At 67.2% G+C, this 23,699-nt stretch carries 27 protein-coding genes, 1 tRNA gene and 3 pseudogenes; 19 read left to right on the forward strand and 12 right to left on the reverse strand.

From position 1 onward, the window contains the following. Position 1 precedes the first annotated feature (1 nt). The 4 genes from P1U75_RS19295 to P1U75_RS19310 are packed head-to-tail and all read left to right on the forward strand — an operon-like array spanning position 2 to position 3,145. A complete protein-coding gene (locus P1U75_RS19295; protein WP_300246247.1) occupies positions 2-700 on the forward strand; it encodes a 5-formyltetrahydrofolate cyclo-ligase in 699 nt (232 codons plus the stop codon). Next, the gene (locus P1U75_RS19300) at positions 697-1,227 is read left to right on the forward strand and encodes an SCP2 sterol-binding domain-containing protein (protein WP_300246249.1); all 531 of its coding nucleotides are present in this window, start codon (positions 697-699) and stop codon (positions 1,225-1,227) included. The genes P1U75_RS19295 and P1U75_RS19300 overlap by 4 nt, the downstream gene beginning before the upstream one ends. Beyond that, positions 1,224-2,225: a peptidase U32 family protein gene (locus tag P1U75_RS19305; RefSeq protein ID WP_300246251.1), complete on the forward strand. Its 1,002-nt coding sequence runs from the start codon at positions 1,224-1,226 to the stop codon at positions 2,223-2,225. The genes P1U75_RS19300 and P1U75_RS19305 overlap by 4 nt, the downstream gene beginning before the upstream one ends. A 5-nt stretch (positions 2,226-2,230) precedes the next feature. Beyond that, positions 2,231-3,145 (forward strand): U32 family peptidase, encoded by a 915-nt coding sequence (locus tag P1U75_RS19310; RefSeq protein WP_300246253.1) that lies wholly within the window; start codon positions 2,231-2,233, stop codon positions 3,143-3,145. A 98-nt stretch (positions 3,146-3,243) separates the two neighbouring features. On the opposite strand, the pseudogene P1U75_RS19315 reads toward P1U75_RS19310, so the two are convergent. After that, positions 3,244-3,453: pseudogene (locus tag P1U75_RS19315) on the reverse strand (IS21 family transposase); the annotation flags it as partial. 1 nt (position 3,454) lies between these two features. Between P1U75_RS19315 and P1U75_RS19320 the strand changes: the two are divergent. Continuing rightward, positions 3,455-3,836 (forward strand): annotated as a pseudogene (locus tag P1U75_RS19320) (integrase core domain-containing protein); the annotation flags it as partial. Here P1U75_RS19320 and P1U75_RS19325 read toward each other — a convergent pair. The 3 genes from P1U75_RS19325 to P1U75_RS19335 form a co-directional block, all read right to left on the reverse strand. Beyond that, positions 3,787-4,245, reverse strand: a complete 459-nt coding sequence (locus P1U75_RS19325; RefSeq protein ID WP_300246255.1) for a hypothetical protein — start codon at positions 4,243-4,245, stop codon at positions 3,787-3,789. The pseudogene P1U75_RS19320 and the gene P1U75_RS19325 sit on opposite strands and share 50 nt — an antisense overlap. 184 nt (positions 4,246-4,429) lie before the next feature. Next, a tRNA-Ala gene (locus tag P1U75_RS19330) sits at positions 4,430-4,505 on the reverse strand. A gap of 139 nt (positions 4,506-4,644) precedes the next feature. Then, positions 4,645-4,977, reverse strand: a complete 333-nt coding sequence (locus tag P1U75_RS19335) for a TIGR02300 family protein (protein WP_300246257.1) — start codon at positions 4,975-4,977, stop codon at positions 4,645-4,647. A 101-nt stretch (positions 4,978-5,078) separates the two neighbouring features. Here P1U75_RS19335 and P1U75_RS19340 point away from each other — a divergent pair, with 101 nt between their 5' ends. From P1U75_RS19340 to P1U75_RS19350, 3 genes are all read left to right on the forward strand, one after another. After that, positions 5,079-5,765, forward strand: a complete 687-nt coding sequence (locus P1U75_RS19340) for a SprT family zinc-dependent metalloprotease (protein ID WP_300246259.1) — start codon at positions 5,079-5,081, stop codon at positions 5,763-5,765. A gap of 52 nt (positions 5,766-5,817) precedes the next feature. Further along, entirely contained in the window at positions 5,818-6,465 is a 648-nt protein-coding gene (locus P1U75_RS19345; RefSeq protein WP_300246261.1) for a GntR family transcriptional regulator, read from the forward strand. An 87-nt stretch (positions 6,466-6,552) separates the two neighbouring features. Then, on the forward strand, positions 6,553-7,767 hold the full coding sequence (locus tag P1U75_RS19350; protein WP_300246341.1) for a lytic murein transglycosylase: 1,215 nt from the start codon (positions 6,553-6,555) through the stop codon (positions 7,765-7,767). A 58-nt stretch (positions 7,768-7,825) separates the two neighbouring features. Here P1U75_RS19350 and P1U75_RS19355 read toward each other — a convergent pair. Next, a pseudogene (locus P1U75_RS19355) lies at positions 7,826-8,788 on the reverse strand (acetyl-CoA carboxylase carboxyltransferase subunit alpha). A gap of 134 nt (positions 8,789-8,922) precedes the next feature. Between P1U75_RS19355 and P1U75_RS19360 the strand changes: the two are divergent. The 4 genes from P1U75_RS19360 to P1U75_RS19375 all read left to right on the forward strand — a co-directional run bounded on the left by P1U75_RS19360 (position 8,923) and on the right by P1U75_RS19375 (position 11,474). Next, a complete protein-coding gene (locus P1U75_RS19360; RefSeq protein ID WP_300246263.1) occupies positions 8,923-9,762 on the forward strand; it encodes a GyrI-like domain-containing protein in 840 nt (279 codons plus the stop codon). Continuing rightward, positions 9,759-10,394, forward strand: coding sequence for a GyrI-like domain-containing protein (locus P1U75_RS19365; RefSeq protein WP_300246265.1), 636 nt, complete (start codon positions 9,759-9,761; stop codon positions 10,392-10,394). Before P1U75_RS19360 ends, P1U75_RS19365 begins: the two co-directional genes overlap by 4 nt. A 20-nt stretch (positions 10,395-10,414) precedes the next feature. Further along, positions 10,415-10,807: a DUF1801 domain-containing protein gene (locus tag P1U75_RS19370; RefSeq protein WP_300246267.1), complete on the forward strand. Its 393-nt coding sequence runs from the start codon at positions 10,415-10,417 to the stop codon at positions 10,805-10,807. Between the two features lie 85 nt (positions 10,808-10,892). Continuing rightward, positions 10,893-11,474 (forward strand): hypothetical protein, encoded by a 582-nt coding sequence (locus P1U75_RS19375; protein ID WP_300246269.1) that lies wholly within the window; start codon positions 10,893-10,895, stop codon positions 11,472-11,474. On the opposite strand, the gene P1U75_RS19380 is transcribed toward P1U75_RS19375, so the two are convergent. Together P1U75_RS19380 and P1U75_RS19385 are read right to left on the reverse strand one after the other, a co-directional pair. Next, positions 11,471-12,094: a hypothetical protein gene (locus P1U75_RS19380; protein ID WP_300246271.1), complete on the reverse strand. Its 624-nt coding sequence runs from the start codon at positions 12,092-12,094 to the stop codon at positions 11,471-11,473. The genes P1U75_RS19375 and P1U75_RS19380 overlap by 4 nt on opposite strands. A gap of 63 nt (positions 12,095-12,157) precedes the next feature. Continuing rightward, the gene (locus P1U75_RS19385; protein ID WP_300246273.1) at positions 12,158-13,117 is read right to left on the reverse strand and encodes an L-malyl-CoA/beta-methylmalyl-CoA lyase; all 960 of its coding nucleotides are present in this window, start codon (positions 13,115-13,117) and stop codon (positions 12,158-12,160) included. A gap of 272 nt (positions 13,118-13,389) precedes the next feature. Here P1U75_RS19385 and dgcN point away from each other — a divergent pair, with 272 nt between their 5' ends. From dgcN to P1U75_RS19400, 3 genes are all read left to right on the forward strand, one after another. After that, positions 13,390-14,391: an N-acetyltransferase DgcN gene (gene dgcN, locus P1U75_RS19390; protein WP_300246276.1), complete on the forward strand. Its 1,002-nt coding sequence runs from the start codon at positions 13,390-13,392 to the stop codon at positions 14,389-14,391. Positions 14,392-14,472: 81 nt separating this feature from the next. Continuing rightward, positions 14,473-15,438, forward strand: a complete 966-nt coding sequence (dgcA, locus tag P1U75_RS19395; protein WP_300246277.1) for an N-acetyl-D-Glu racemase DgcA — start codon at positions 14,473-14,475, stop codon at positions 15,436-15,438. A gap of 53 nt (positions 15,439-15,491) precedes the next feature. Continuing rightward, a complete protein-coding gene (locus P1U75_RS19400; protein WP_300246279.1) occupies positions 15,492-16,355 on the forward strand; it encodes a D-amino-acid transaminase in 864 nt (287 codons plus the stop codon). A gap of 55 nt (positions 16,356-16,410) precedes the next feature. On the opposite strand, the gene P1U75_RS19405 is transcribed toward P1U75_RS19400, so the two are convergent. The 4 genes from P1U75_RS19405 to P1U75_RS19420 form a co-directional block, all read right to left on the reverse strand. After that, positions 16,411-17,142, reverse strand: a complete 732-nt coding sequence (locus P1U75_RS19405; protein ID WP_300246281.1) for a class III extradiol ring-cleavage dioxygenase — start codon at positions 17,140-17,142, stop codon at positions 16,411-16,413. A 422-nt stretch (positions 17,143-17,564) separates the two neighbouring features. After that, positions 17,565-18,050 (reverse strand): toll/interleukin-1 receptor domain-containing protein, encoded by a 486-nt coding sequence (locus P1U75_RS19410; protein ID WP_300246283.1) that lies wholly within the window; start codon positions 18,048-18,050, stop codon positions 17,565-17,567. A gap of 567 nt (positions 18,051-18,617) precedes the next feature. After that, complete coding sequence (locus tag P1U75_RS19415; protein WP_300246285.1) at positions 18,618-18,935, reverse strand: DUF1244 domain-containing protein; 318 nt, start codon at positions 18,933-18,935, stop codon at positions 18,618-18,620. Between the two features lie 170 nt (positions 18,936-19,105). After that, a complete protein-coding gene (locus P1U75_RS19420; RefSeq protein WP_300246287.1) occupies positions 19,106-19,843 on the reverse strand; it encodes an N-formylglutamate amidohydrolase in 738 nt (245 codons plus the stop codon). A 142-nt stretch (positions 19,844-19,985) separates the two neighbouring features. On the opposite strand from P1U75_RS19420, the gene pyk reads away from it, so the two are divergent. The 4 genes from pyk to rplT all read left to right on the forward strand — a co-directional run bounded on the left by pyk (position 19,986) and on the right by rplT (position 22,353). After that, positions 19,986-21,431, forward strand: a complete 1,446-nt coding sequence (pyk, locus tag P1U75_RS19425; RefSeq protein ID WP_300246290.1) for a pyruvate kinase — start codon at positions 19,986-19,988, stop codon at positions 21,429-21,431. 4 nt (positions 21,432-21,435) lie between these two features. After that, positions 21,436-21,660 (forward strand): hypothetical protein, encoded by a 225-nt coding sequence (locus P1U75_RS19430; protein WP_300246291.1) that lies wholly within the window; start codon positions 21,436-21,438, stop codon positions 21,658-21,660. Between the two features lie 112 nt (positions 21,661-21,772). Continuing rightward, positions 21,773-21,973 carry a 50S ribosomal protein L35 gene (gene rpmI / locus P1U75_RS19435; protein ID WP_120634484.1) on the forward strand — a complete coding sequence of 67 codons (201 nt, stop codon included), beginning with the start codon at positions 21,773-21,775 and terminating at the stop codon, positions 21,971-21,973. A gap of 14 nt (positions 21,974-21,987) precedes the next feature. After that, positions 21,988-22,353 (forward strand): 50S ribosomal protein L20, encoded by a 366-nt coding sequence (gene rplT, locus P1U75_RS19440; RefSeq protein ID WP_300246294.1) that lies wholly within the window; start codon positions 21,988-21,990, stop codon positions 22,351-22,353. A 90-nt stretch (positions 22,354-22,443) separates the two neighbouring features. Here rplT and P1U75_RS19445 read toward each other — a convergent pair whose 3' ends face one another. Then, the gene (locus P1U75_RS19445; protein ID WP_300246296.1) at positions 22,444-23,643 is read right to left on the reverse strand and encodes a YbfB/YjiJ family MFS transporter; all 1,200 of its coding nucleotides are present in this window, start codon (positions 23,641-23,643) and stop codon (positions 22,444-22,446) included. Positions 23,644-23,699: the final 56 nt, after the last annotated feature.

The following is a 23,699-nucleotide window of genomic DNA, read 5'->3' on the forward strand; positions in this document are numbered from 1 at the left end:
AATGCAGGATAGTGACGCCTCGGGCAGCTATGCCTCTCCCCCCTGCATGGCGGCAGAGGTGGCGCCGGATTACTTCGATCCGCTGGCGGTTGACCCCGCGCAGGCGCGCGATGTGGCGCGCTGGCGCCGGGCCGAGCGGGCGCGGCTGCGCGCGATGCGGCAGGCGCTGAGCGTCGAGGCCCGGGACGCGATCGGACAGGCGCTGTCCTGGCACTTGCGCGGGTTGCTCGCGGCGCGAATCGAGCCGCTGCGGGGCAGGGTCCTGTCCGGCTACTGGCCGATCAAGGGGGAACCGGACCTGCGCCCGCTGCTGGCCGAACTGCACGCCGCCGGTGTCACCGTCGCGTTGCCGGTGGTCGAGGTGAAGGCCGCGCCGCTGGCGTTCCGCCGCTGGACCCCGGACACCAGAATGGTGCGGGGAGACTGGAACATCCCGGTGCCGCCGCCCGAGGCCGATCCGCTGTTCCCCGATATCATGCTGGCGCCGCTGATGGGCTGGGACGGGGCAGGCTATCGCCTCGGCTACGGCGGCGGATATTTCGACCGCACGCTGGCGGCTTGCGCGCCACGTCCGTTCACCATCGGGATCGGGTTGCAGGCGGCACGCCTTGCCTCGATCTATCCGCAACCTCATGACATCCCGCTCGACACCATCGTGACCGAGGCGGGGGTCCAGTTCCCGGAGGAGGTCCAGCGATGACCATTGATCCTGGCGCAGTGCTGCCTCCCCGGCCGCCCGGCGCGGGCGCCTTCGCCCGCCTGGCCGCGACTCTGGTTCAGCCAATCCTTGGCCGGGTCGTGCGCCGCGTCGCGGCGCGGCACGCCTCGCTTTTCGCGCGCCTGGGGCCGCACCAGGGCACCGATTTCGTGATCGATCCGGTTGAATTTCCCTTTGCGCTGCACCTGCGCCCGGACCCGAAGGCGCTGCTGTTTCGGGCCGTTCCGCGGGATGCGCTGCCCGTGGCCGGGGCGACCATCCGCGGCCGTTTCCTGATGTTTCTCGAACTGCTTGATTACGAAGAGGATGGCGACGCGGCCTTCTTCTCGCGCGATCTGGAGATCACCGGCGATACCGAGGCTGTGGTGCGCCTGCGCAACGCACTGGACGACGTGGACGGCTCCATCGCCGAGGAGGCCGCGGCGATGTTCGGCCCGCCCGGCCGCGCGATCCTGGGCCACCTGCGCCGCAAGTATTCCGATGATGCCATGCCAGGAGGTGAGCGATGAGCCTTGCTGAACTGATCTGCCCGGCCGGAACCCCGGCCGCCCTGCGCACCGCTGTCGATGCCGGCGCCGATGCCGTCTATTGCGGGTTCCAGGACGCCACCAACGCGCGCAATTTCCCGGGGTTGAACTTCACCCCCGAGGAGCTGGAGGCGGCGGTGGCCTATGCCCATGCGCGTGGCACCAAGGTGCTGCTGGCGCTCAACACCTATCCGCCGGCGGGCAAGGTGGACCTGTGGCGCCACGCCGCCGATACCGGGGCGCGGATCGGGGTCGACGCCTTCATCGTCGCCGACATGGGGGTGGCCGACTATATCGCGCGCACCCATCCGGGCGTCCGGTTGCATCTGTCGGTGCAGGCGGCGGCCTCCAGCCCCGAGGCGATCCGCTATTACGTGGAGAATTTCGGGGTCAAGCGGGTGGTTCTGCCGCGCATCCTGACCATTCCCGAGATCCGCAAGATCCGGCAGGACATCCCCTGCGAGATCGAGACCTTCATCTTTGGCAATCACGGGCTGATGGTCGAGGGGCGATGCAGCCTGACCAACTATCTCACCGGCCAGTCGACCAACATGGACGGCGTCTGTTCGCCCGCCTCGGACGTGGAATACATCCGCGACGAAGCGACGGGAGAGATGTCGAGCTGTCTCAATGGGTTCACCATCGACCGCTTCGGTCCCGAGGAAAAGGCCGGTTATCCCACCATCTGCAAGGGCCGCTACACCGCCCCGCACCGGCCCGAGGGCTATTACGCCTTCGAGGAGCCGGTCAGCCTGAACCTGTCACGCCTGCTGCCCGAACTGATCGACGCCGGCGTGCATGCCTTCAAGATCGAAGGGCGGCAGCGGTCGAAGGCCTATGTGCGCAGCGTGGTCTCGTCCTTCCGCCGCGCGGTGGACGACATCCGCGCCGGGCGCACGGCGAATATCGAGGACCTGGTGGCCCTGACCGAGGGCCAGAAACAGACCCAGGGCGCCTTCGAGACCAAGAAATGGCGGTGACAGACATGGAAAAACTCACACTCGGGCCGATCGCCTACCACTGGAGCCGTGATGAGCGGCGCGATTTCTATGCCCGCGTCGCAGACGAGGCCCCGGTCGACGAGGTCTATCTGGGCGAGGTGATCTGCTCCAAGCGGGCGCCCTTTCACGAGGCCGATCTGCCCGCCACGATCGACCGGCTGGAGCGCGCCGGCAAGACGGTGATCGTCTCGTCGCTGGCCGAGGTGATGCTGGCGCGGGAACGCAAGGCCACCGCCGATCTCGCCGGGATGGATAGCCCGGAGATCGAACTCAACAACGCGGCGGGCCTGTTCGCGCGCGAAAAGCGCCCGCACCGGGTCGGGCCGTTCCTGAACGCCTATAACGAGGCGACCATCGCCTGGATGGCGGGGCAGGGGGCAACCCACGTGACCCTGCCGGTCGAACTGCCGCGTGAGGCCGTGAACGTGGCCGCGAAGGCGGCGCGCAATCTTGGGCTCGGGGTCGAGTTGCAGGTCTTCGGCCGTGCCCCGCTGGCGGTATCGGCGCGGTGCTATCACGCGCGCGCCCATGGCCGGACCAAGGACAACTGCCAGTTCGTCTGCGAGAACGATCCCGACGGGATGCCCCTGTCCACGCGCGACGGCGATCCGATCCTGAGGGTGAACGGCATTCAGACCCAGTCGGAAAGCTATGTCGATCTGCTGCCCGAGATCGAGGAAATCGGCGCAATGGGCGTGAGCCATCTGCGCCTGATGCCGCAAGCGGTGGACATGGTCGAGGTGGCCTGGGCGTTCCGCGATGTTCTCGACGGCGCCTGCTCCGCCGAGGAGGCCGACAGCCGGCTGCGGGCGATGTGCGGATCGGCCGGCCTCAGCAACGGCTTCTACTTCGGCACCGCCGGCTATCGTCGCATCGAGGGCGCGGCTCCGGCACTGTGATCAGCCCTGCGGGCTGGGCCCAGGTATCCGGCGATCGGCGTCAAGGCGCCGTGCAGTTTCGCGACCGATGCCGTCGGTCGCGCCGGTGATCAGGATGGTTTCCAGCGGGCGAAGATGTATGGTTCCGCTGGCAGCGGTTGCAGGTTCGGGCGCTCCAGCGTGGCGAAGAGATCCGCCCGGCTGGCCCCGTAATCGCTCATGATCCGTGTATTCAGATCATCGAGCAAGGGCCGGATCGCCGCGTTCAGCTCGGTCAGTGAGACGAACCGCCGGTTCCGCAGCCGCGCCGGGATCCAGCGCTGCGACACCCAACGCAAGCCCTCCAGCGTGATCCACCATTCAGATCAAGGGTCGCAATACACATCAGTGGCGCTCGGCCTGCGTTGCAAGGAAATGGGCGTGCGGCCATCGATGGGATCGGTGGGTGATTGTTATGACAACGCCCCTCTCGGCGGATTTGCGCTGCAAATCGCCTGCCGGGCAATGCATGTGCGAAAGTTTCTTCGCCACGCTGGAATGTGAGCTGCTCGAACGCCGGAAGTTCAAAACCTAGGTCGAGGCACGTGTCGCCTGCTTCGAGTTCATCGAAGGTTGGTACAATCCCTCTCGCCGCCATTCGGCTTTGGGATATAAGTCACCGATCAACTACGAAAGGACCGCCGCTGAAAGGCTGGAATCTCTAAGCCCATAATCGTCCACGAAATCGGGGGAACTCCAACTCCAAACCGTGTCAGGTTCATTGCGTATCCAAGCGCAAATCGATCCTGCGTGCAAAAATTGAAGACGGGGCGGAAGCGATTCTTCGGTCCCTGCAACCCGCCCAGCAGCTCTTCGAGTTGGTCAGGGCGATGTTCATCGACGTTGGGGGAATGCGTCTTTCTGAGGCGCGCAGCGCTAGGAATATGCTTGATTCCCAGATCAAGGACATTGAGGGCCAGACCGATGCGCTTGTGGATCGGATCGTCGAAACGACGAGCCCGTCCGTCATACAGGCGTATGAAGCACGGATCGAAAAGCTGGAGCGTCAGTAGATCAGGCTGGCCGAACAAGCGGCGCAGATCGTGCCGCCAAAAGGACGCCTGGACGAATTTATCGAACACGCCCTGACTTTTCTGGGAAACCCTTGGATTCTTTACGAAAAAGGCAGATTCGCCTTCAAGCGAACTGTGCTGAAATTGGCCTTCGCAGAGCCTCTGCGGTACAGCCGTGATGGAGGTTATCGAACCGCCAAAATCACCTTTCCATTCAAGGTGTTAGCAGATTTTTCAACACAAATGTGCGGTTTGGTGGAGCCTAGCGGGATCGAACCGCTGACCTCCTGCATGCCATGCAGGCGCTCTCCCAGCTGAGCTAAGGCCCCGTCGCCGTCACCGGCGTTGTTCGCGTCGTTTAAGGAACGGCGCTGGGATGATCAAGCAAAAAAGATGCCGCGCGGGCAGGATTTCCGCCCTTGCGCCGGGCCGGGCTCCATCCGCCCCCGCCCGCCGCCGGTGCGAGGGTCAGTCGTCGTCGTCCGAGGAGACGTCGGCGATTTCGTCCAGCGAAACGTTGTCCTCGTCGTCGTCGTCCTCCAGGACATCGTCGCCCAGATCGACATCGACCGAATCGTCGTCGTCCAGCACCACCTCTTCGTCATCGGTGGCCTTCGCCTTGGCCTTGGCCTTGGCCGAGGCGGCATCCTCGGCGTCAGCCGCGATCATCCGGCTCTTGCTGACGTCCAGTTCAACCACCTCGCCCGTGTAGGGGCTGACGATCGGGTTCTTGTTCAGGTCGTAGAACCGCTTGCCGGTGGTCGGACAAACGCGCTTTACACCCCATTCTTCCTTGGGCATTCGAAATCCCTTCGATTATCTGCTGAGTCGTGTCGACGATTCCGTGCACGTGCCATATGAGCTAGAGACTGTCAAAGTCTTTGCGACCGGAGCCGAGCGTCATGCCCGATCATTTCCTGCCGGGGCAACCCGCGGTGCCGCTGACCCTGCGCCGCTCGGCGCGCGCGCGGCGAATCAGCCTGCGCATCTCGCAGCTCGACGGGCGGGTCACCCTGACCCTGCCGCGCGGCGTGCCCGAGGCCGAGGCTCTGGATTTCGCGCAGAGCAAACAGGACTGGATCCGCGCCCATCTGGCGGCGCGCCCGACCGATGTGGCGGTGGGCCCCGGCACGCTTCTGCCGGTCGAGGGCGTGCTGCGCCGCGTCGCTGCCGGGCCGGGGCGCGGCGTGCGTCTGGCCGGGGAGGAGATCGCCGTGCCGCAGGACAATTCCGGCCGCCGCCTGCAGTCCTGGCTGCGCGAACTGGCGCGCGACCGCCTGGCCGGCGCCGCCGACGACTATGCCCGCGCGCTGGGCCGGGACTATGCCCGCATCACCTTGCGCGACACCCGGTCGCGCTGGGGGTCGTGCTCGTCGCGCGCGGCGCTGATGTTCTCCTGGCGGCTGGTGATGGCCCCGCCCGAGGTGCTGCGCTATGTCGCCGCGCATGAGGTCGCGCACCTGGCCGAGATGAACCATTCCGCCGCCTTCTGGGCGGGGGTGGAGCGGATTCACGGCCCCTATGACGCGCCGCGCCGCTGGCTGCGCGAGCATGGCGCCGGGCTGCATCGGTTCCGCTTTCTGCCATAGGCCGCGCGCGACGGCTTGACCCTCTGCCGTTTTGTGATCACATGACGCCATGATGATGCAGCAACGCCCCCCCGACGCCGCGCCCGCCGCCCATGACCGGGTCTATCGCACCCTGCGCACGCGGATCATGCACGGCGAGATCGGCCCGGGCGAGGCGCTCACCCTGCGCGGCATCGGGCGCGAGTTCGATGTCTCGATGACCCCGGCGCGCGAGGCGGTGCGCAGGCTGGTGGCCGAGGGGGCGCTGCAACTGTCCAGTTCGGGCCGGGTCTCGACCCCCGATCTTTCCCAGGACCGGCTCGAGGAGCTGGCCGCCCTGCGCGCCCTGCTCGAAGTCGAACTGGCCAGCCGCGCCCTGCCGCGCGCCCATATCGCCCTGATCGACCGGTTGCACAGCATCAACAGCGTGATCGCCGAACGGGTGCAGAAACGCGACGCGGTCGGCTACATCCGCACCAACCTGGAGTTTCACCGCACCCTCTACCTGCGCGCCCAGGCCCCGGCGATGCTGGCGATGGCCGAAACCGTCTGGCTCCAGCTCGGCCCGACGATGCGGGCGCTCTACGGCCGGCTGAACCGGACCGAGGCGCCGCAGTACCACCGGCTGATCATCGCCGCGCTCAAGGCTGGCGACGAACCGGGCCTGCGCCTGGCGGTGCGCTCGGACGTGACCCAGGGTCTGAAACTGCTGACGCGCTAGACAGCCGGTTGGGGCCGCCGGGGTTTTGCGCTAGCCTGCGTCAAAACGGGTCGCAGAGGCAGGCAGCAGATGATCATTACACGGCGCATGGCGGCAACGGGACTGGCGGCAACGCTGCTGACGGCCTGCACCGGGGGCGCACCGCAATCCCCCGCCCCGGCCCGGATGCGGGCGGTGCCCAACCCCGGTTTCGATGCCTGGGTCGAAGGCTTCCGCGCCCGCGCGGCGGCCCGGGGCATTGATCCGCAGGTTCTGGCCCGCGCCTTTCGCGGCGCCGGCTACCTGCCGGACGTGATCGACCGCGACCGCAACCAGACCGAGTTCACCCGCAGCCTTGAGGATTACATCGCCATCGCCGCCTCCGACGATCGGGTCGCGACGGGCCGTTCCATGCTGACCCGGCACCGCGCGCTCCTGGCGCGGATCGAGGCGCAATACGGGGTCGAGGCCCGCGTTGTGCTGGCCATCTGGGGGCTGGAAAGCCGCTATGGCGCGCGGCGCGGCGACGTGCCGGTGATCTCGGCGCTGTCGACGCTGGCCTATGACGGGCGCCGTGGCGCGTTCTTCGAAAGCCAGTTGATCGCCGCGCTCAAGATCGTGCAGAACGGCGACATCCCGCCCGAGCGCATGACCGGAAGCTGGGCCGGCGCCATGGGCCATACCCAGTTCATCCCCACCTCCTACCTCGCCTATGCGGTGGATTTCACCGGCGACGGGCGGCGCGACATCTGGTCCGACGATCCCGCCGACGCGCTGGCCTCCGCCGCCGCCTACCTGTCGCGCTCGGGCTGGCGGCGCGGCCAGCCCTGGGGGCTCGAGGTCGCCTTGCCACAGGGTTTCGACATGGGGCTGACCGGGCGCGGCACCAGCCGCAGTGTGGGCCAGTGGGCGGCGCTGGGGGTTCGCCCGGCGGCCGGCGGCGCCCTGCCTGACCACGGGCCCGCCTCGGTGCTGGCCCCGGCCGGCTCCGGCGCGCCGGCCTTCCTGGTGTTCCGCAACTTCGGGGTGATCCTGCGCTACAACAACGCCGAGAAATACGGGATCGGTGTCGGCCATCTCTCCGACCGCATCGCCGGCGGCCCGCCGCTTTTCGGGCGATTCGGGCCGGACGCCACCGGGTTGACGCTGGAAGATCGCAAGCATTTGCAGGCCAGTCTCACCCGCGCCGGGTTCGACACGCAAGGCACCGACGGGGTGATCGGCGACAACACCCGCGCGGCGATCACCGCCTATCAGCGCGCCAGGGGTCTGCCCGCAACCGGGCAGCCGTCCAGGGCGCTGCTGGCGCGGCTCAGAGGGTGAAAGGGAAGGGGCAGGCGAAGCTCTCGCGTCAGCGAGGGGGCCTGGGGCGAGGCGGGGCTTACGCCGCCAGCCCCTTGGACCCGATGTTCAGGAATTTCTCGCGCCGGGACTTGATCAGCGCGGCCGGGGATTTGCCGTCCATCTCGCCCAGCATCGCGCGCAGCGCCTTGCCGACCGCCTCGATGCTGGCCTCGCGGTGGCGATGCGCCCCGCCCAGCGGCTCGGCGATCAGCCGGTCGACCACGCCCAGTTTCTTCAACTCCTGCGCGGTCAGCCGCATCGCCTCGGCGGCCTCGCGCATCTTCTCGGCATCCTTCCACAGGATCGAGGCGCAGCCCTCCGGCGTGATCACCTAATAGACCTAATGTTCCAGCATCGCCAACCGGTCGGCGGTGGCCAGCGCCACCGCGCCGCCCGAACCGCCCTCGCCGACGATGACCGAGATCAGCGGCACGCCGATCTGCAGGCATTTCTCGGTCGAGCGCGCGATCGCCTCGGACTGGCCGCGCTCCTCTGCGCCCTTGCCGGGATAGGCGCCGGGGGTGTCGACCAGCGTCACCACCGGCAGGCGGAACCTGTCGGCCATCTCCATCAGGCGGACCGCCTTGCGATAGCCCTCGGGGCGAGCCATGCCGAAATTGTGCAGGATGCGCGACTTGGTGTCATTGCCCTTTTCCTGGCCGATCACCATGACCGGGCGGTCGTCCAGCCGCGCCAGCCCGCCCATCACCGCGTGATCGTCGGCGAAATTGCGATCCCCGGCCAGCGGCGTGAACTCGGTGAACAGCGCCTCGACGTAATCGCGGCAATGCGGCCGTTCGGGATGGCGCGCGACCTGGCATTTGCGCCAGGCCGAGAGGTTCTTGTAGAGATCGCGCAGCAGGGCCTCGGCCTTGGCATCCAGTGCGGCGGCCTCGTCGGCGACGTCCATCTCCTCGTTGGCCCGGCCAAGCGCGCGAAGCTCCTCGGCCTTGCCTTCGATCTCGGCCAGGGGTTTCTCGAAATCCAGGTACTGGGTCATCGGGCCTCTCGCTGCGGAACCGTATCGGGTATTACGGGGGCTATATGACGTCGCGGAGCCTCAGATGCAACTGAGCAAGATTTGTTCACGGCACGTATGCCAGGACGGTGGCGCGAAACAGGGTAGGGCCGGAGATGCCGGACGGCTATGAAAACAGGATGCTGCGGGTGCTGGATTATATCCACGCCAACCCTGCGGGCGACCTGTCGCTCGACGCGCTGGCCGACGTCGCGGCGATGAGCCGGTTTCACTGGCACCGGGTGTTCCACGCCATGACCGGCGAGACCTGCGCCCAGGCGGTACGGCGGATCCGGCTTTACCGGGCGGCGGAATGGCTGACCGGAACCGATCTGCCGGCGGCAGAGATCGCTCGCCGCGTCGGTTACCCCTCGGTGCAGAGCTTCGGCCGCGCCTTCCGTGCCGGCTTTGGCCTGCCGCCCGTCCGGTTTCGCGAGATCGGCGCACCTTATGCGCCACAACTTCTGAAACGGGAGACCCCCTTGCAAACCTATGATGTCGTGATCGAAACCGCGCCGGGCCGCCTCCTGGCGGCGCTGGCGCATCGAGGGCCCTATCCCACATTGGGCGCCACCTTCGAAAAGCTCAGCGCGATCGCCACCGCGCGTGGGCTCTGGCCGCAGGTCACCGACCGGGTCGGGGTCTTCCTCGACGACCCGGCGGTTGTGTCGGCGCGGGACCTGCGGTCGTTTGCCGGGTTGGCATTGCGCGACCAGGCGGCGCTTCCCGACGATCTGGAGCCGGTCGAGATCCCCGGCGGGCCGGTGGCGCGGCTGCGCCATCACGGGCCCTTTTCCGGGCTGCACGCCGCCTACGGCTATTTCTTCGGCGTCTGGCTGCCGCAATCCGGGCGCGAGCCGGCCGATCAGCCGGTGCATGAGATCTATGTCAAAACCCCGCCCGAGGCCACGCCCGAGGATCTGGTGACCGATATCTGCCTGCGGTTGAAACCATGACAAAGCTCGATTTCAAACGCACCGAGAAACCCTTCTATTCCGCCCCTTCAGGCCAGTGGCAGCGGATCGACATCCCCGGCCGGACCTTCGCCGCGATCGACGGGCTGGGTGATCCCGGCGGGCCGGACTACGCCCGCGCGCTCTCCGCGCTCTACCCGGTGGCCTATGGGGTCAAGGCGATCCGCAGGACGGCGGGCGCCGATTTCATTGTGCCGCCGCTTGAGGCGCTGTGGTGGGCCGACGATCCGGCGGCCTTCGTCACCGGCGACCGTGCCGCCTGGCGCTGGACCGTGCTGCTGCGGCTGCCCGACAGTACCGATGCAGGGGTCTTCGCCGCCGCCCGCGACGGCGCGCTGAAAAAGCTTGCCCGCAGGAAAGAGGCCGCCACCGACGCCGCCACCGTACAGGCCGTGCGGCTGGCCGGCCTGACCGAGGGCGATTGCCTGCAGCGCCTGCATCTTGGCCCCTATGTCGACGAGGCGCCGGTGCTTGCCGATCTGCATGACCGGCTGATGCCGGGCCTGGGCGTCACCTTCAACGGGCCGCATCACGAGGTTTACCTCGGCGATCCGCGTCGCACCACGCCGGAACGGCTGAAGACCATCCTGCGCGAGCCGGTGCGCCCACTGTGACAGGAGGAACGGATATGGAAATGAGCGATACGGTCGCCGCCGTCTTCGACGCCTTCCCGCCCGGTTTGCAACCGGGCCTGCGGGCGCTGCGCGCGCTGATCCTGTCGGTGGCCGCCGACACCCCCGAGGTCGGGCGCGTGACCGAGGAGCTGCGCTGGGGTCAGCCCGCCTATCTCACGCCGGAAACCGGCTCGGGCAGCACCCTGCGACTGGGGGTGCCGAAATCCGGCGGCTTCGCTCTTTTCGTGCATTGCCAGAGCAGCCTGATGGAGGAGTTTTGCGCCCTCGCCGGGCCGGATTGGCCAGTGGAAGGCAAACGCGCCATCCTGTTCGACGATCCCGCCCGCCTTGCCGACCCGGCTCTGCGCCTGCTGATCCGCCGGGCGCTGACCTACCATACCAAGTGGCGCTGAGGCGCAACGGGCTTGCCCGCGCGGCCTGCGCCGCCTAACCTTTCCCTGCTCCTCACCTCGGGGCGCATTTTTCCAAGGACGCCTTATGAAAACAGTCATTCAGGCCACCGTGGCCGCCCTCGCTCTCGCTGCCGTTTCGGCGACGGCCAGCTTTGCCGGGCCGCTGAAACTCAGCCCGGCCAACCCGCAGCCCGGGGGGCTGCGCGGCGGCCTCTCGGTCAGCTACGCCTATTCCGAGCAGGACATCCGCACCCTCACCGATGCCGGCCGCGCCCTGCGCGGCGGGGCCCAGCCCGGCCCGGCCCTGCGCGGGCTGGATTACCGCGATACCAACCCCGGCCAGCCAACCCTTACCTCCAAGCGGGACGAGAACGTCGCGGCATCGATCCGGGGTTTTATCCGCTTCGACGCCCCGGGGGTCTACGAGGTGGATTTCTACACCAACGACGGGCTCGACGCCCAGATCGGCGGCCAGCGCGTGGGGTTCTTCGACGGGCGACAGGCCTGCGACAGCACCTATGTGACCGAGGTCGAGGTGCCGCAGGCCGGCTGGTACGACTTCGAGGCGACCTATTTCAACCGGCTCAACACCTCCTGCCTGATGATGCGCCGGGCCAAGAAGGGCAAGCCGCTGAAATGGGTGCCCAACGACATATTCGGCCACTAGCCTCCGGTCAGACCCAGCGCCGCCCGCAGCGCCGTCTCCGGCGAGGTCAGCACCGGCACGTCCGCCGCGACATGCGCCGCCGCCCCGGCCATCGAGGCCTGCGCCAGCACCGCGCAGCCGGTGTCGGGCGCCTCGCGCAGCGCCGCCGCCACCCGCCCGGCAATGGCGCGGGCAAAGCCGTCGGTATCGTCCGCCTCGAACAGCGGCCAGAGGTCGGTGAGGTCCAGCATCCGGATCTCCTGGCGCTGGCCCGCCGCCTCCTGCGCTGCCGCCAGCAGAGCACGCGAGGCCGCCCGGGTGCTCTGCAGGCAATAGACCAGCAGCACCGGCCCGCCGATCCGCGCCGCCTGCGCCATCATCGGCGCGTCGATGCGAACGGCGCCCGCTGCCCCCGCCACCGGCCCCAGCGTGGTGCAGCTGCACAGCACCTGACCGGGGACATCGGCGATCGTTTTCGCGATCTCATCCGCCAGATCGGCACCGATCCCATCCTGCGCCCGCGCCAGCCAGTCGGGCCGCACCACATGGGACAACCGCGCCCCCAGCGCGATGCGCGCCGCCAGCGCGTCGAATGTGGCACGATGCACATCGGCTGTATGCAGGAGTGTCAGCTCGGTCATGGTATCCTCACTGAAAAGGGGCGCCCGAGGCGCCCCTGAAATTGTGTTCCGATCGCGGCGTCCTCAGCGTCCCGCGATCATCTCGGACTGGCGCACGATCACCTCGGCCTGCTTGATGCTGGCGATATCCACCAGCCGGCCCTTGTAGACGGTCGCGCCCTCGCCGCGCGCCTTGGCCTCTTCCATCGCGGCGAGGATCTCGCGCGCCTCGGCCACCGCCGCCTCGGACGGCGTGAACACCTCGTTGGCCAGTGCCACCTGCTTGGGGTGGATCGCCCATTTGCCGACCATGCCCAGCGTGGCCGAGCGCAGCGCCTGCGCGCGGAACCCCTCGTCGTCGCTGAAATCGCCATAGGGGCCGTCCACCGGCAGCACCCCGTGGGTGCGGCAGGCGGCGACGATGGCGGTCTGCGCCCAGTGCCACGGGTCCGACCAGTGCTTCTGCCCCGCGTGCAGCATGTAATAGTTTTCCTGCGTGCCGCCGATGCCGGTGGTCTGCATCCCCATCGAGGCGGCGAAATCCGCCGCGCCAAGGCTCATCGCCACCAGACGGGGGCTGGCGGCGGCGATCTCTTCCACATGGGCGATGCCGGCCGCGCTCTCGATGATGACCTCGAAGTTGATCTTCTTGGTTCGGCCCTTGGCGGTTTCCACCGCAGTGGCCAGCGCATCCACCGCATAGATGTCGGCGGCACAGCCCACCTTGGGGATCATGATCTGGTCAAGCCGCTCGCCCGCCTGCTCCAGCAGGTCGACCACGTCGCGGTACCAATAGGGCGTGTCCAGCCCGTTGATCCGCACGCTCAGCGTCTTGGTGCCCCAGTCGATGTCCGAGATCGCCTCGATGATATTGGCGCGCGCGGCATCCTTGTCGGTCGGCGCAACCGAATCCTCCAGGTCGAGGTTGATCACGTCGGCGGCGCTCGTCGCCATCTTCTCGAAGATCGCCGGGCGCGAGCCGGGGCCGAACAACTGGCAACGGTTGGGGCGCGCGGGGGCGGCGGGCTGGATGCGGAAGCTCATGTCACTACTCTCCGGGTAAGGATATTGCGGATTTTCAGTCTCAGGGCGTATTAAATTGCGCCGCCACCTGCAAGGGAATTGTGCAGTCGCAGCATTGCCGCCCCGGCCCGGCGCGATCCACCGCCGCCGGACCGGAACGCTGCGCAATTCTTCGGCGCTTCCCGCGCCCTTGCGAAGAATCTTCTCGGAACCGGGCAAATGGGCGTGGAAAACGCGATACATTCCGCCCCGCCTTCCGATAGTTTTCGCGGGAATCAAAGGAGACATGCGCGATGATCGAGACACCGTATCTGCTGTTCCTGGGCGACGCGCCCGATCAACTGGCCGCCAAGGTCGCCCAGGGGATCAAAGACTGGCGCCCCGAGAACGCCGTCGGCCAGTTCCGCATGGAGGGCTGCAAGGCCGATCTCGGCCTGCCCGACATGGATCTCGCCGCTGCCAAGGCCGCCGGCGCCAAGACGCTGGTGATCGGCGTCGCCAACCGCGGCGGGGTGATCAGCCGGGCCTGGAAAAAGGTGCTGATCGCGGCACTGGAAGAGGGCTTCGACCTCGCCTCCGGGCTGCACAACCTGCTGCGCGACGAAGCCGATCTCGTGGCGGTGGCCGAGGCCACCGGCCGCGCCCTGCACGACGTGCGCGTGCCCGAGGTCGAATATCCGATCGCCAATGGCGTCAAGCGCAGCGGCAAGCGCGTGCTCGCCGTCGGCACCGACTGCTCGGTCGGCAAGATGTACACCGCGCTGGCGCTGGATACCGCGATGCGCGAGCGCGGCATGAAATCCACCTTCCGCGCCACCGGCCAGACCGGCATCCTGATCACCGGCGACGGCGTGCCCCTCGATGCGGTGGTGGCCGATTTCATGGCCGGTTCCATCGAATGGCTGACGCCCGACAACGACGCCGATCACTGGGACATCATCGAGGGGCAGGGCAGCCTGTTCCACGTCTCCTTTTCCGGCGTGACCATGGCGCTGATCCACGGCGGCCAGCCCGACGCGCTGATCCTGTGCCATGAACCGACCCGCGCCCACATGCGCGGCCTGCCTGGCTACACCCTGCCCACGCTCGAGGTGCTGCGCGATACGGCCCTGCCGCTGGCGCAGGTCGCCAACCCGGCCTGCCAGGTGGTCGGCATCGCGGTCAACACCCAGCACATGTCGCGGGATGAGGCGACGGCCTATCTGACCGATCTGGAAGCCGAAATGGGCCTGCCCGCCACCGACCCCTACCGCTTCGGCGCCGGGAAACTGGCCGAGGCGCTGGCGGCGCTGTAAGCCGGAGAAACCCGGCCCGTCACCGCAAAGGAAAAAGGGGCACGGCAGGCCATGCGTCACCGTGCCCCAAGGGAGAACACCATGTCCATCGAGGTCACCCGCGACGTCTTCAAGCTCGCCCAGGTCTTCACCATAAGCCGCGGTTCGCGGACCGAGGCGCGGGTGCTGACCGCCCATGTCACCCGCGACGGCATCACCGGGCGCGGCGAATGCGTGCCCTACGCCCGCTACGACGAGACGCTCGATTCGGTCGAGGCCGAGATTCGCAGCCTGCCCGCCGATGTGACCCGCGCCGCCCTGCAGGACCTGCTGTCCGCCGGGGCCGCCCGCAACGCCGTCGATTGCGCGCTGTGGGATCTCGAGGCCAAGAAAGCTGGCAAGCGCGTCTGGGATCTGGCCGGTCTGCCCGAACCGGGCCCGGAAATCACCGCCTATACCCTGTCGCTCGACACCCCCGAGGCGATGCTGGCTCAGGCGCGGAAGAACGCCCATCGCCCGCTCTTGAAGATCAAGCTCGGCACGCCCGACGACATGCCCCGGCTCGAGGCGGTGCGCCAGGGCGCGCCCGAGGCCCGCATCATCATCGACGCGAACGAGGGCTGGTCGGCGCCGGTTTACGCAGACCTCACCCCGCACCTGCTGCGCCTCGGTGTCGAGCTGGTCGAACAGCCGCTTCCGGCGGGCGAGGATGACGCGCTGATCGGCATCGACCGCCCCATTCCCGTCTGCGCCGACGAGAGCTGCCACGACCGCGCCAGCCTGCCGGGCCTCAAGGGCAAGTACGACGTGGTCAACATCAAGCTCGACAAGACCGGCGGGCTGACCGAGGCGCTGAAACTGCGCGACGCGGCGCTGGCCGAGGGCTATGACGTCATGGTCGGCTGCATGGTCGGCTCCTCGCTGGCCATGGCGCCGGCGACGCTGGTGGCGCAGGGCGCGCGCGTGGTGGATCTTGACGGCCCGCTGCTTCTGGCCGAAGACCGCACAGAACCGCTGATTTTCGACGACAAGGGCGTGCACCCCCCCGTGGCCGCCCTCTGGGGCTGACGGTCGCGGCACGACATTCGGGCGGCGCCCGAGGAAACAAGAAGGATGATCACATGACCCGCACCGTATACGTGAACGGAGACTACCTGCCCGAGGACGAGGCCAAGATCTCGATCTTCGACCGCGCCTTCCTGATGGCCGATGGCGTCTACGAGGTGACCAGCGTGCTGGGCGGCAAGCTGATCGACTTCGACGGCCACCTCGCCCGGCTCGAACGCTCGCTGGCCGAGCTCGACATGCAAAAGCCCGCGGCCTTCGACGATCTGCTGGAGATCCACCGCGAACTGGTCGCGCGCAACGACATCACCGACGGCCTGGTCTATCTGCAGGTCACCCGCGGCTCGGCCGGTGACCGCGATTTCGCCTTCCCCGACCCTGAGCAGGTCAAACCCACCCTGGTGCTCTTCACCCAGTCCAAGCCCGGCCTCGCCGACAGCCCGGCGGCCCGGACCGGCATCAAGGTGATCTCGATCGACGACATCCGCTGGGGCCGCCGCGACATCAAGACTACCCAGCTGCTCTATCCCTCGATGGGCAAGATGATGGCGAAAAAGGCCGGCGCCGACGACGCCTGGCTGGTCGAGGACGGCTTCGTCACCGAGGGCACCTCGAATAACGCCTATATCGTCAAGGGCAACCGGATCATCACCCGCGCGCTGTCGAACGACATCCTGCATGGTATCACCCGCGCCGCCGTGCTGCGCTTTGCCCGCGAGGCGCAGATGGAGGTCGAGGAGCGCAGCTTTACCATCGACGAGGCGAAACAGGCCGACGAGGCCTTCATCACCTCGGCCTCGCAATTCGTCATGCCGGTGGTCGGGATCGACGGCGCCCAACTGGGCGACGGCACCCCGGGCAAGGTCGCCCCCCGCCTGCGCGAGATCTACCTGGACGAAAGCCGCAAGGTCGCGATCTGAGCCACCCCCGAGCGACCGGATGCGGGCGGTCCCCCCGGGGCCGCCCGTCTTCGTTTCAGCCGAATCGCCAGCTTGACGCGGTGACGCCGCCGAACACCTCGGTCTGGTGATAGACACAGGCGGCCGGCGCGTCCTCCGCCGCCCCCAGCGCGGCAAAGAGCGGCACAAGGTGATCCTCCTGCGCGTGGCACTCCCGCGCATGGGGCGCGCTTTCCCAATCCAGGATCGCCGCCGTCCGCGCCTCCGGTTCCCGCGCCAGCGCCTCGCCCAGCCAGGCGTCGAACGCCGCCGAGGGCACCCGCGCCTGCGGCCCGAACCGTGCCAGGTTGTGATAGCTCAGGCCCGACCCCACGATCAGCACCCCCTGATCGCGCAGCGGCGCCAGCGCCCGCCCCAGCGCCATGTGCTGCGCCGGATCATAGCCATGGCGCATCGACACCTGGAACAGCGGCACATCGGCCTCGGGGTACATCACCGCCATCGGCACGAAACAGCCGTGATCGAACCCCATCTCACCGTCCAGCCGGGTGGGCAGCCCCGCCGCCGTGATCATCCCCGCCACTTTTTCGGCCAGCGCCGGCGCGCCCGGCGCGGCATATTCGATCTCATAGGTATGGGCCGGGAAGTTGAAATAATCGTAAACCATCTTCGGCCGCGCCGCGTGCATCATCGCGAATGCGTCGCTCTCCCAATGGCCCGAGATCATCAGAACCGCCTCGGGCCGCACCCCGATCTCGCCCGGCATCGCCGCCAGAGACCGCGCCAGCGGCGCCAGTTGTTTCGCCATCTGCGGCATCCACGGCCAGGGCCCGCCCCCGTGCGAGATGAAATAGCTAGGTAGGCGCCTCATGTCGGGCCTTTCGTGCAACCGGATCGCTTTCCACCACGATACCGCCCCGCGTGCGAGGGCGAAAGGCTCCGTCGCGAACAGGGCTTGTGCGCGTCGGGGGGATGGCCGAGGATGCGGTCGCGGTCGCGGTGGCGGATCGAATGGCGCGACCGGCGCTACACTGCCGCTAAATCAATTTCGAGCCTATGTCCGCCTTCGTTTTGTCGCCACAATGGAGCACCAAAACATCGGGGATGGAGCCCGCGAAAGCGACATTCGCCTCACACTTTACGAAGTGCAGGAGGGAACCAAGCCGCCGCAGAAAATCCGCGGTATCCGTCGAAAACACGGCTTAAATTCTGGTTTTAGCCCTTACGCGACTAAGTTGCGACTAATTCGGCGATTTTGGCCGCGACTTCGGCCATTGTCTCTTCAGCAGTGCTCAGACCAGCTCGGGAAGCTAGTAAGAGGCTGACCTGCTCCAGCTCTTCATATGTCGTTCCATGAACAACTGGGATGAGCCGTTCACGACGGAGGAGCGCTGAAAGCTCCTTGTCTGCGACGCCTTCAGCGGGGAGGCGTCGTAACATAGCCGGTGTCACCAAAACGATACCGATGCGCGAATTCACCAAGCCTTTGTCGATCGCACGCATCATCGGCACTCCGAGGCCAAGGTCCTTCTCGCTGAACCACACGCGCACGCCGCACGATTCGAGTAGATCATGCAGTTCTTTCGCCGAGCTTTGCCTGTCATCCCATGCATGGCAGAGAAACACGTCACGAAGGTCTGGCTGCGAGACCGCTAGGTTCTCGACGTTTTCCCGAACTGGCGTGAGCGCCTGCACTTGTTCAGGCGTATACCACACCGGCGAACCTGCTCCGGACCAACGCGGCTTTGCAGTTCGACGCCCCGAACCGCCGGTGCTCCGACCGCTACTGCTCTTTGAGGAGGAATATGAAGGGGACGAGTGTGATTGGTCGCTACTGTAGCCGCCGCCATAACCTCCGTAGTAGCTGGAGCGGGCGTAACGACTCCCGCATGCAGGACAGTTGGCTGCGGCGGCTGCTGATCGATGCCCTCTTGCTGGAGCAGTGCATCTAGCCATGTCCATTCGCCTCCTTCACCACGCCGCAAGTTCGCGGAGAAATTCATGCGTTTTGCAGCGCGTCAAAATTCCCTAGAAGATTGTATATCGCACGTCATGGGTGATCAAGCCATGTCATCGACAATCTAAAATGGATGTATGCCGCACATCATCATTGAAATTGCATCCGATTGTGTCGTCGAAATCAATTTTGGAGACACTTATCACGGCCCCAGTTCGGTCCGGCGAATTTTTCATTCTCCTTCCGCCCTCAAATCGGCCATTCATTCTTATTGCAGCGAAACCCCGCTTCCCGCCCCACGACCGGAGTTGGGGCAATCGCCGCCCTCAGCCCTTCTTCTTCCCGACGTTCTCCGCAAACGCCGTCTCGAAGGCTGCCTGTTTCTCCGGGTCGGCCTCGGTCTGGTTCTGCGCCTTCCACTGGTCATAAGGCATTCCATAGAACGCCGCGCGCCCCTCGTCCTTGGTCATCTCGATGCCGCGCGCGTTGGCGGCCTCCTGGTACCAGCGCGACAGGCAGTTGCGGCAGAACCCGGCCAGGTTCATCAGGTCGATGTTCTGCACGTCGGCGCGGTCCTGCATCAGGTGCTGTTGCAGCCGGCGAAAGGCGGCGGCCTGAAGTTCGATTTCGGTCTGTTGGTCCATCTGCGGTCTCCCCTGCGGTTTTGCCAGATTTAAGCGCGACGGGCGCCGCTGTCACCCGTCCGGGGGAAATGTACGAAACCGCCCGGAAACTCCCCGATCCCGGCGGCGGGGCGTCCGGGGGGCGGTGGCGGACTGTACGATACGGGCCGAAAACTCCCCGATCGGGGCGTTCAGAGCCCGGTTTCCTCCAGCGCCCGCTGCAGCAGCGGCGCCAGCCGTTCGGCCCATTCGCGCTGCCCCGCCTCCTCCGCGATCAGGTCGTTGCGCAGTTCGATCAGCACGTTGGGCCGCCCCTGCTGCAGCGCGTGCCGGTCGATGGAATCGCCCGGCAGGTGGCCGCTGTAGGGCTGGTTGTCGCCCACCGTCAGATCGCCCTCCGCCTCCAGCAGACGGATCAGCGGCTGCGCCAGCCGGTCGTCGCTGGCATAGAGTACGCCGACCTCCCAGGGGCGCGGATCGCGTCCGCGCAGCTGCCGGGTAAAGCTATGAATCGAAATGAGAATTGCATGGGGCAGGGCGGCCAGCCGCGCCAGCGCCGCATGGTAGGGACGATAGCAAAGTTCCAGCCGCCGCTCGCGTTCGGTGGCGTCGGCATCGCGGTTGGCCGGGATCACAGAGCCGTCGTAAAGCTTCATCAGCAGCGTCGGGTCGTCCTCGCCCCGGTTGGGGTCGATCACCAGCCGCGAGAAATGCGATGCGATCACCGGCCCGTTCAGCAGCTCGCCCAGGTGCCGCGCGACGCCGTAGGCGCCCACGTCATAGGCGATATGGCGCTCCATGTCCGGGCGCGGCAAGCCCAGGTCGCCACCGCCCACCTGCGGCGGCACGGTATTGGTTGCATGGTCGCAAGTGACCAGCCAGCGGCCGGGGCGGGTTTCGCCGTGAAGAAAATATGGGGTATACGTCATCTGCCTGTCATCGCTTTGCCGTTTCCTTTAGGGCAGTTGCCGGGGAATGGGAATTGGGCAATAAGCGGTGGGCCGCTGTTTGCGGTAACATGACCCGCCCGCGCGCGCGATGCGCCGGGCATTTACGCGAGGAGAATGCGGAATGAGGCGTCTGCGAAACGTCAAGATCGTCGCCACCCTGGGGCCCGCGTCGGAGGATTACGACACCATCCGCGCCCTGCACGAGGCCGGGGCCGACGTGTTCCGCCTGAACATGAGCCACGGCAGCCACGACGAGATCCGCGAAAAGCACCGCATCATCCGCGAGGTCGAGCGCGACCTCGACAGCCCGATCGCCATCCTCGCTGACCTGCAGGGGCCGAAGCTGCGCGTCGGCACCTTCGCCGCCGGTCCGCAGGAGCTGGAGGCGGGCGCGGCGTTCCGTTTTGACCTCGACCCCGCGCCGGGGGATGGCGCGCGGGTCTGCCTGCCGCACCCGGAGATCTTCCAGGCCCTCGCGCCGGGTGCGACGCTGCTGGTCAACGATGGCAAGATCCGCCTCAAGGTCGAAACCTGCGGCGCCGATTTCGCCGAGTGCACGGTAATCGCCGGCGGCGAGATTTCCGACCGCAAGGGCGTCAACGTGCCCGACGTGGTGCTGCCGCTGGCGGCGCTGTCGGACAAGGACCGCGCCGATCTGGAGTTTGTCTGCACGCTCGGTGTGGACTGGCTGGCGCTGTCCTTCGTCCAGCGCGCCGAGGATGTCGAAGAGGCGCGCGCGCTGACCGACGGGCGCGCCGCGCTTCTGGCCAAGATCGAGAAACCCTCGGCGGTGGATCTGTTCGACGAGATCCTCGCCGCCTCTGACGGGATCATGGTGGCGCGCGGCGATCTCGGGGTCGAACTGCCGGTGCAGAAAGTTCCACCAATCCAGAAACGTCTGATCCGCAAGTGCCGGGCCGCGGCCAAGCCGGTGATCGTGGCCACCCAGATGCTGGAAAGCATGATCGACAGCCCGATGCCCACCCGCGCCGAGGTTTCGGATGTCGCCGCGGCGATCTACGAGGGCACCGACGCGATCATGCTCAGTGCGGAATCGGCGGCCGGGCATTACCCGGTCGAGGCGGTTCAGACCATGGACAAGGTCGCCGCCGAGGTCGAGGGCGACCCGAACTACCCGGAGATCATCGCCGCCTCGCGCAAGGCCGAGGGGCATTCGATTGCCGATGCCATGGTGGCCGCCGCGCGCGAGATCGCCGAGACCACGGACATCAAGGCGATCTGCTGTTTCACCCAGAGCGGGACAACCGCGCTGCTGACCGCGCGGGAACGGCCGGGCGTGCCGATCATCGCCATGACCAGCCAGCGCGGCACCGCGCGGCGGCTGTGTCTGAGCTGGGGCTGCAACTGCGTGATGACGGCCGAGCTGGAACGGTTCAAGGGCGCGGTGGTCAATGCCGCCCGGGCCGCCCGCGCCGGCGGGTTCGCCACCGAGGCGGATCAGATCGTGGTCACCGCCGGGGTGCCGTTCAACGTGCCGGGCACCACCAACATCCTGCGCGTCGCGCCCTGCGACGAACGGTTGATCTACAACACCGATCCGGGCTGAGGGCATGGATACCGACCTTGTCCTCATCCTCGGGCTGATCCTGATCGGTCTTGCGATCCCGGCGGCGATGTCGTCGCACAGCGACGGTCGGCGGCCGGTCGCGCCGATCGCGACGATTCTGATCGCGGTCGGCATGATCGTTTACGCGCAGCTGTCGCACCCCGAGGGTTACGCCCTGCGCGATGTGCCCGAGGTGTTCTATACCGTTGTCGGGCGCTACATCCGATAAAAGGGGTTGCCTCCCCGCCCGGTTTTCCCTACACGGCCCCTCTGACCGCGCGACCGGCCCAAGTGGCATGCCGAGTCGCGCTTGAAACCGACCCGCAAGACAGGAGACGGAAATGCCCAAGATGAAGACCAAGTCGAGCGCCAAGAAGCGCTTCAAGGTGACAGCCACCGGCAAGGTGCTGGCAGGCCAGGCCGGCAAGCGCCACGGCATGATCAAGCGCACCAAGAAATTCATTCGCGACGCCCGCGGCAACACCACGCTGTCCGCCCCCGACGCCAAGATCGTCAAGGGCTTCATGCCCTACGACCGCTAAGAGGAGATTTCAGTATGTCCCGCGTTAAAGGTGGAACCACGACTCACGCCCGCCACAAGAAGGTCATCAAGGCAGCCAAAGGCTATTACGGCCGCCGCAAGAACACCTTCAAGGTTGCGACCCAGGCCGTCGACAAGGCCAACCAGTATGCGACCCGCGACCGCAAGCAGCGCAAGCGGAACTTCCGCGCGCTGTGGATCCAGCGGATCAACGCCGCCGTGCGCAGCCATGACGAGGCGCTGACCTACAGTCGCTTCATCAACGGGCTGGCCCTGGCCGGCATCGAGGTGGACCGCAAGGTTCTGGCCGATCTGGCCGTGCACGAGCCCGAAGCCTTCGGCGCCATCGTCGCGCAGGCCAAAGGCGCACTGGCCGCCTGAGGCTGACGCCCATCGAAACAGAAAAGGCCGCTCCTTCGGGGCGGCCTTTTTCGTTGCGGGGCGGGGGGGCACCTGTTCGCGGCCCTGCGGTCAGCCGATCCGCCGTTGCATCAGTGCCACCACCGCGCCCACGCCCAGCACCGCCGCCGCCAGCAGCCCGTTGCCGATATCGCCCGAGGCATCGCCCAGCCAGCCGGCGGCGACCGGTCCGACGGTCTGCGAGATGGCGAAGACCACGGTAAAGAGGCTGATCGCTGCGCCCCAGCTTTCCATCGGCAGGTTGTGGCGGGTGAAATTGGTCACCGCGCCCGGCGCCATGAAGACCGACAGCCCGAAGACCACCGCCGAGACCACCAGGCCGGGGCCGGAGGGGTAGATCACCGCCAGCCCCGACCCCACGGCGATGCAGGCCAGGATCATCGCCAGCGGCACCCCGGTGGCGAAGCGCGCGAAGACCGGCCGCCAGACGAAGGGCGAGATACACAGGCAAACCCCCAGCAGCGCCCAGACCGCCGCGATCAGCCCGCCGCCCGAGCCCTGCTCGGTCATCCAGGCGCTGAGAAAGGTCATGTAGACGATATAGCCCAGCCCGAAGGCGGCATAGCCGGCGATCTCCGGCACCATCCGCAGCAGCGGCAGGGCAGGGTGGCGCGGCGCGCGCCCCTGCCTTGGCGGTCGCAGGCTCTCCGACGCCCAGAGGCTGAGCGGGGCGAAGACCACGCAGGCGATGCCCACCAGGTACCAGCCCTTCGGCCAGGAGGCGGGGCCGTACCATTCCAGCATCAGGGGCAGCGCGCCGCCGGCCAGCACGATGCCCGAGCCGCCGCCGAAGCCGAACAGGAAGGCGATGGCGAGCGCGTTCTTGCGCGGGTTGTCGGTGAAAAGCTGCGCCGCCAGCGCCCCGCCGGAGGAAAACGACAGCGCCCCGAAGACCCCCGCCAGCACCCGCCACAGGGTCTGCCACCACAATGCAGGATCATAGCCGGTGACCAGCAGCGCCAGCGTGGTTGTGACGATGCCGAAGCTGAACAGCCGCGACGGGCTGATCCGCGAGATCAGCAGCATGGTCAGCACCGCGCCACCGAGATACCCCAGCGCGTTGGCGGTGTTGAGCCATCCGGCCTGGGCATAGCTCCAGCCCAGTTCCGATTTCATCGCCGGCAGCAGCAGCCCATAGGCGAACCGCGCGAAGCCATTGGTGATGCAAAGCCCCAGCGCGAGGCCGAGCAGCACCAGCCAGGGCCGCCGCTCGGCGGCCCCCATCGCGGCGGATCGCTCCGAAATGCTCATGCCCGACTTTCCCCCTGCTGCTCGCGGCGGAGCCTAGCGGCGGCGGCTCGGCGCTG

Source organism: Antarcticimicrobium sp., from assembly GCF_029212575.1.
GTDB lineage: Bacteria > Pseudomonadota > Alphaproteobacteria > Rhodobacterales > Rhodobacteraceae > Antarcticimicrobium.

Coding starts and splice junctions, on each gene's coding strand:
- rpmI (WP_120634484.1), top strand. CDS start 21,773: ATGCCCAAGATGAAGACCAAGTCGAGCGCCAAGAAGCGCTTCAAGGTG.
- P1U75_RS19305 (WP_300246251.1), top strand. CDS start 1,224: ATGAGCCTTGCTGAACTGATCTGCCCGGCCGGAACCCCGGCCGCCCTG.
- P1U75_RS19300 (WP_300246249.1), top strand. CDS start 697: ATGACCATTGATCCTGGCGCAGTGCTGCCTCCCCGGCCGCCCGGCGCG.
- pyk (WP_300246290.1), top strand. CDS start 19,986: ATGAGGCGTCTGCGAAACGTCAAGATCGTCGCCACCCTGGGGCCCGCG.
- P1U75_RS19405 (WP_300246281.1), bottom strand. CDS start 17,142: ATGGCGAAACAACTGGCGCCGCTGGCGCGGTCTCTGGCGGCGATGCCG.
- dgcN (WP_300246276.1), top strand. CDS start 13,390: ATGATCGAGACACCGTATCTGCTGTTCCTGGGCGACGCGCCCGATCAA.
- P1U75_RS19370 (WP_300246267.1), top strand. CDS start 10,415: ATGAGCGATACGGTCGCCGCCGTCTTCGACGCCTTCCCGCCCGGTTTG.
- P1U75_RS19415 (WP_300246285.1), bottom strand. CDS start 18,935: ATGGACCAACAGACCGAAATCGAACTTCAGGCCGCCGCCTTTCGCCGG.
- P1U75_RS19400 (WP_300246279.1), top strand. CDS start 15,492: ATGACCCGCACCGTATACGTGAACGGAGACTACCTGCCCGAGGACGAG.
- P1U75_RS19345 (WP_300246261.1), top strand. CDS start 5,818: ATGATGCAGCAACGCCCCCCCGACGCCGCGCCCGCCGCCCATGACCGG.
- P1U75_RS19310 (WP_300246253.1), top strand. CDS start 2,231: ATGGAAAAACTCACACTCGGGCCGATCGCCTACCACTGGAGCCGTGAT.
- P1U75_RS19385 (WP_300246273.1), bottom strand. CDS start 13,117: ATGAGCTTCCGCATCCAGCCCGCCGCCCCCGCGCGCCCCAACCGTTGC.
- rplT (WP_300246294.1), top strand. CDS start 21,988: ATGTCCCGCGTTAAAGGTGGAACCACGACTCACGCCCGCCACAAGAAG.
- dgcA (WP_300246277.1), top strand. CDS start 14,473: ATGTCCATCGAGGTCACCCGCGACGTCTTCAAGCTCGCCCAGGTCTTC.
- P1U75_RS19445 (WP_300246296.1), bottom strand. CDS start 23,643: ATGAGCATTTCGGAGCGATCCGCCGCGATGGGGGCCGCCGAGCGGCGG.
- P1U75_RS19375 (WP_300246269.1), top strand. CDS start 10,893: ATGAAAACAGTCATTCAGGCCACCGTGGCCGCCCTCGCTCTCGCTGCC.
- P1U75_RS19335 (WP_300246257.1), bottom strand. CDS start 4,977: ATGCCCAAGGAAGAATGGGGTGTAAAGCGCGTTTGTCCGACCACCGGC.
- P1U75_RS19380 (WP_300246271.1), bottom strand. CDS start 12,094: ATGACCGAGCTGACACTCCTGCATACAGCCGATGTGCATCGTGCCACA.
- P1U75_RS19365 (WP_300246265.1), top strand. CDS start 9,759: ATGACAAAGCTCGATTTCAAACGCACCGAGAAACCCTTCTATTCCGCC.
- P1U75_RS19420 (WP_300246287.1), bottom strand. CDS start 19,843: ATGACGTATACCCCATATTTTCTTCACGGCGAAACCCGCCCCGGCCGC.
- P1U75_RS19340 (WP_300246259.1), top strand. CDS start 5,079: ATGCCCGATCATTTCCTGCCGGGGCAACCCGCGGTGCCGCTGACCCTG.
- P1U75_RS19350 (WP_300246341.1), top strand. CDS start 6,553: ATGGCGGCAACGGGACTGGCGGCAACGCTGCTGACGGCCTGCACCGGG.
- P1U75_RS19360 (WP_300246263.1), top strand. CDS start 8,923: ATGCCGGACGGCTATGAAAACAGGATGCTGCGGGTGCTGGATTATATC.
- P1U75_RS19295 (WP_300246247.1), top strand. CDS start 2: ATGCAGGATAGTGACGCCTCGGGCAGCTATGCCTCTCCCCCCTGCATG.
- P1U75_RS19430 (WP_300246291.1), top strand. CDS start 21,436: ATGGATACCGACCTTGTCCTCATCCTCGGGCTGATCCTGATCGGTCTT.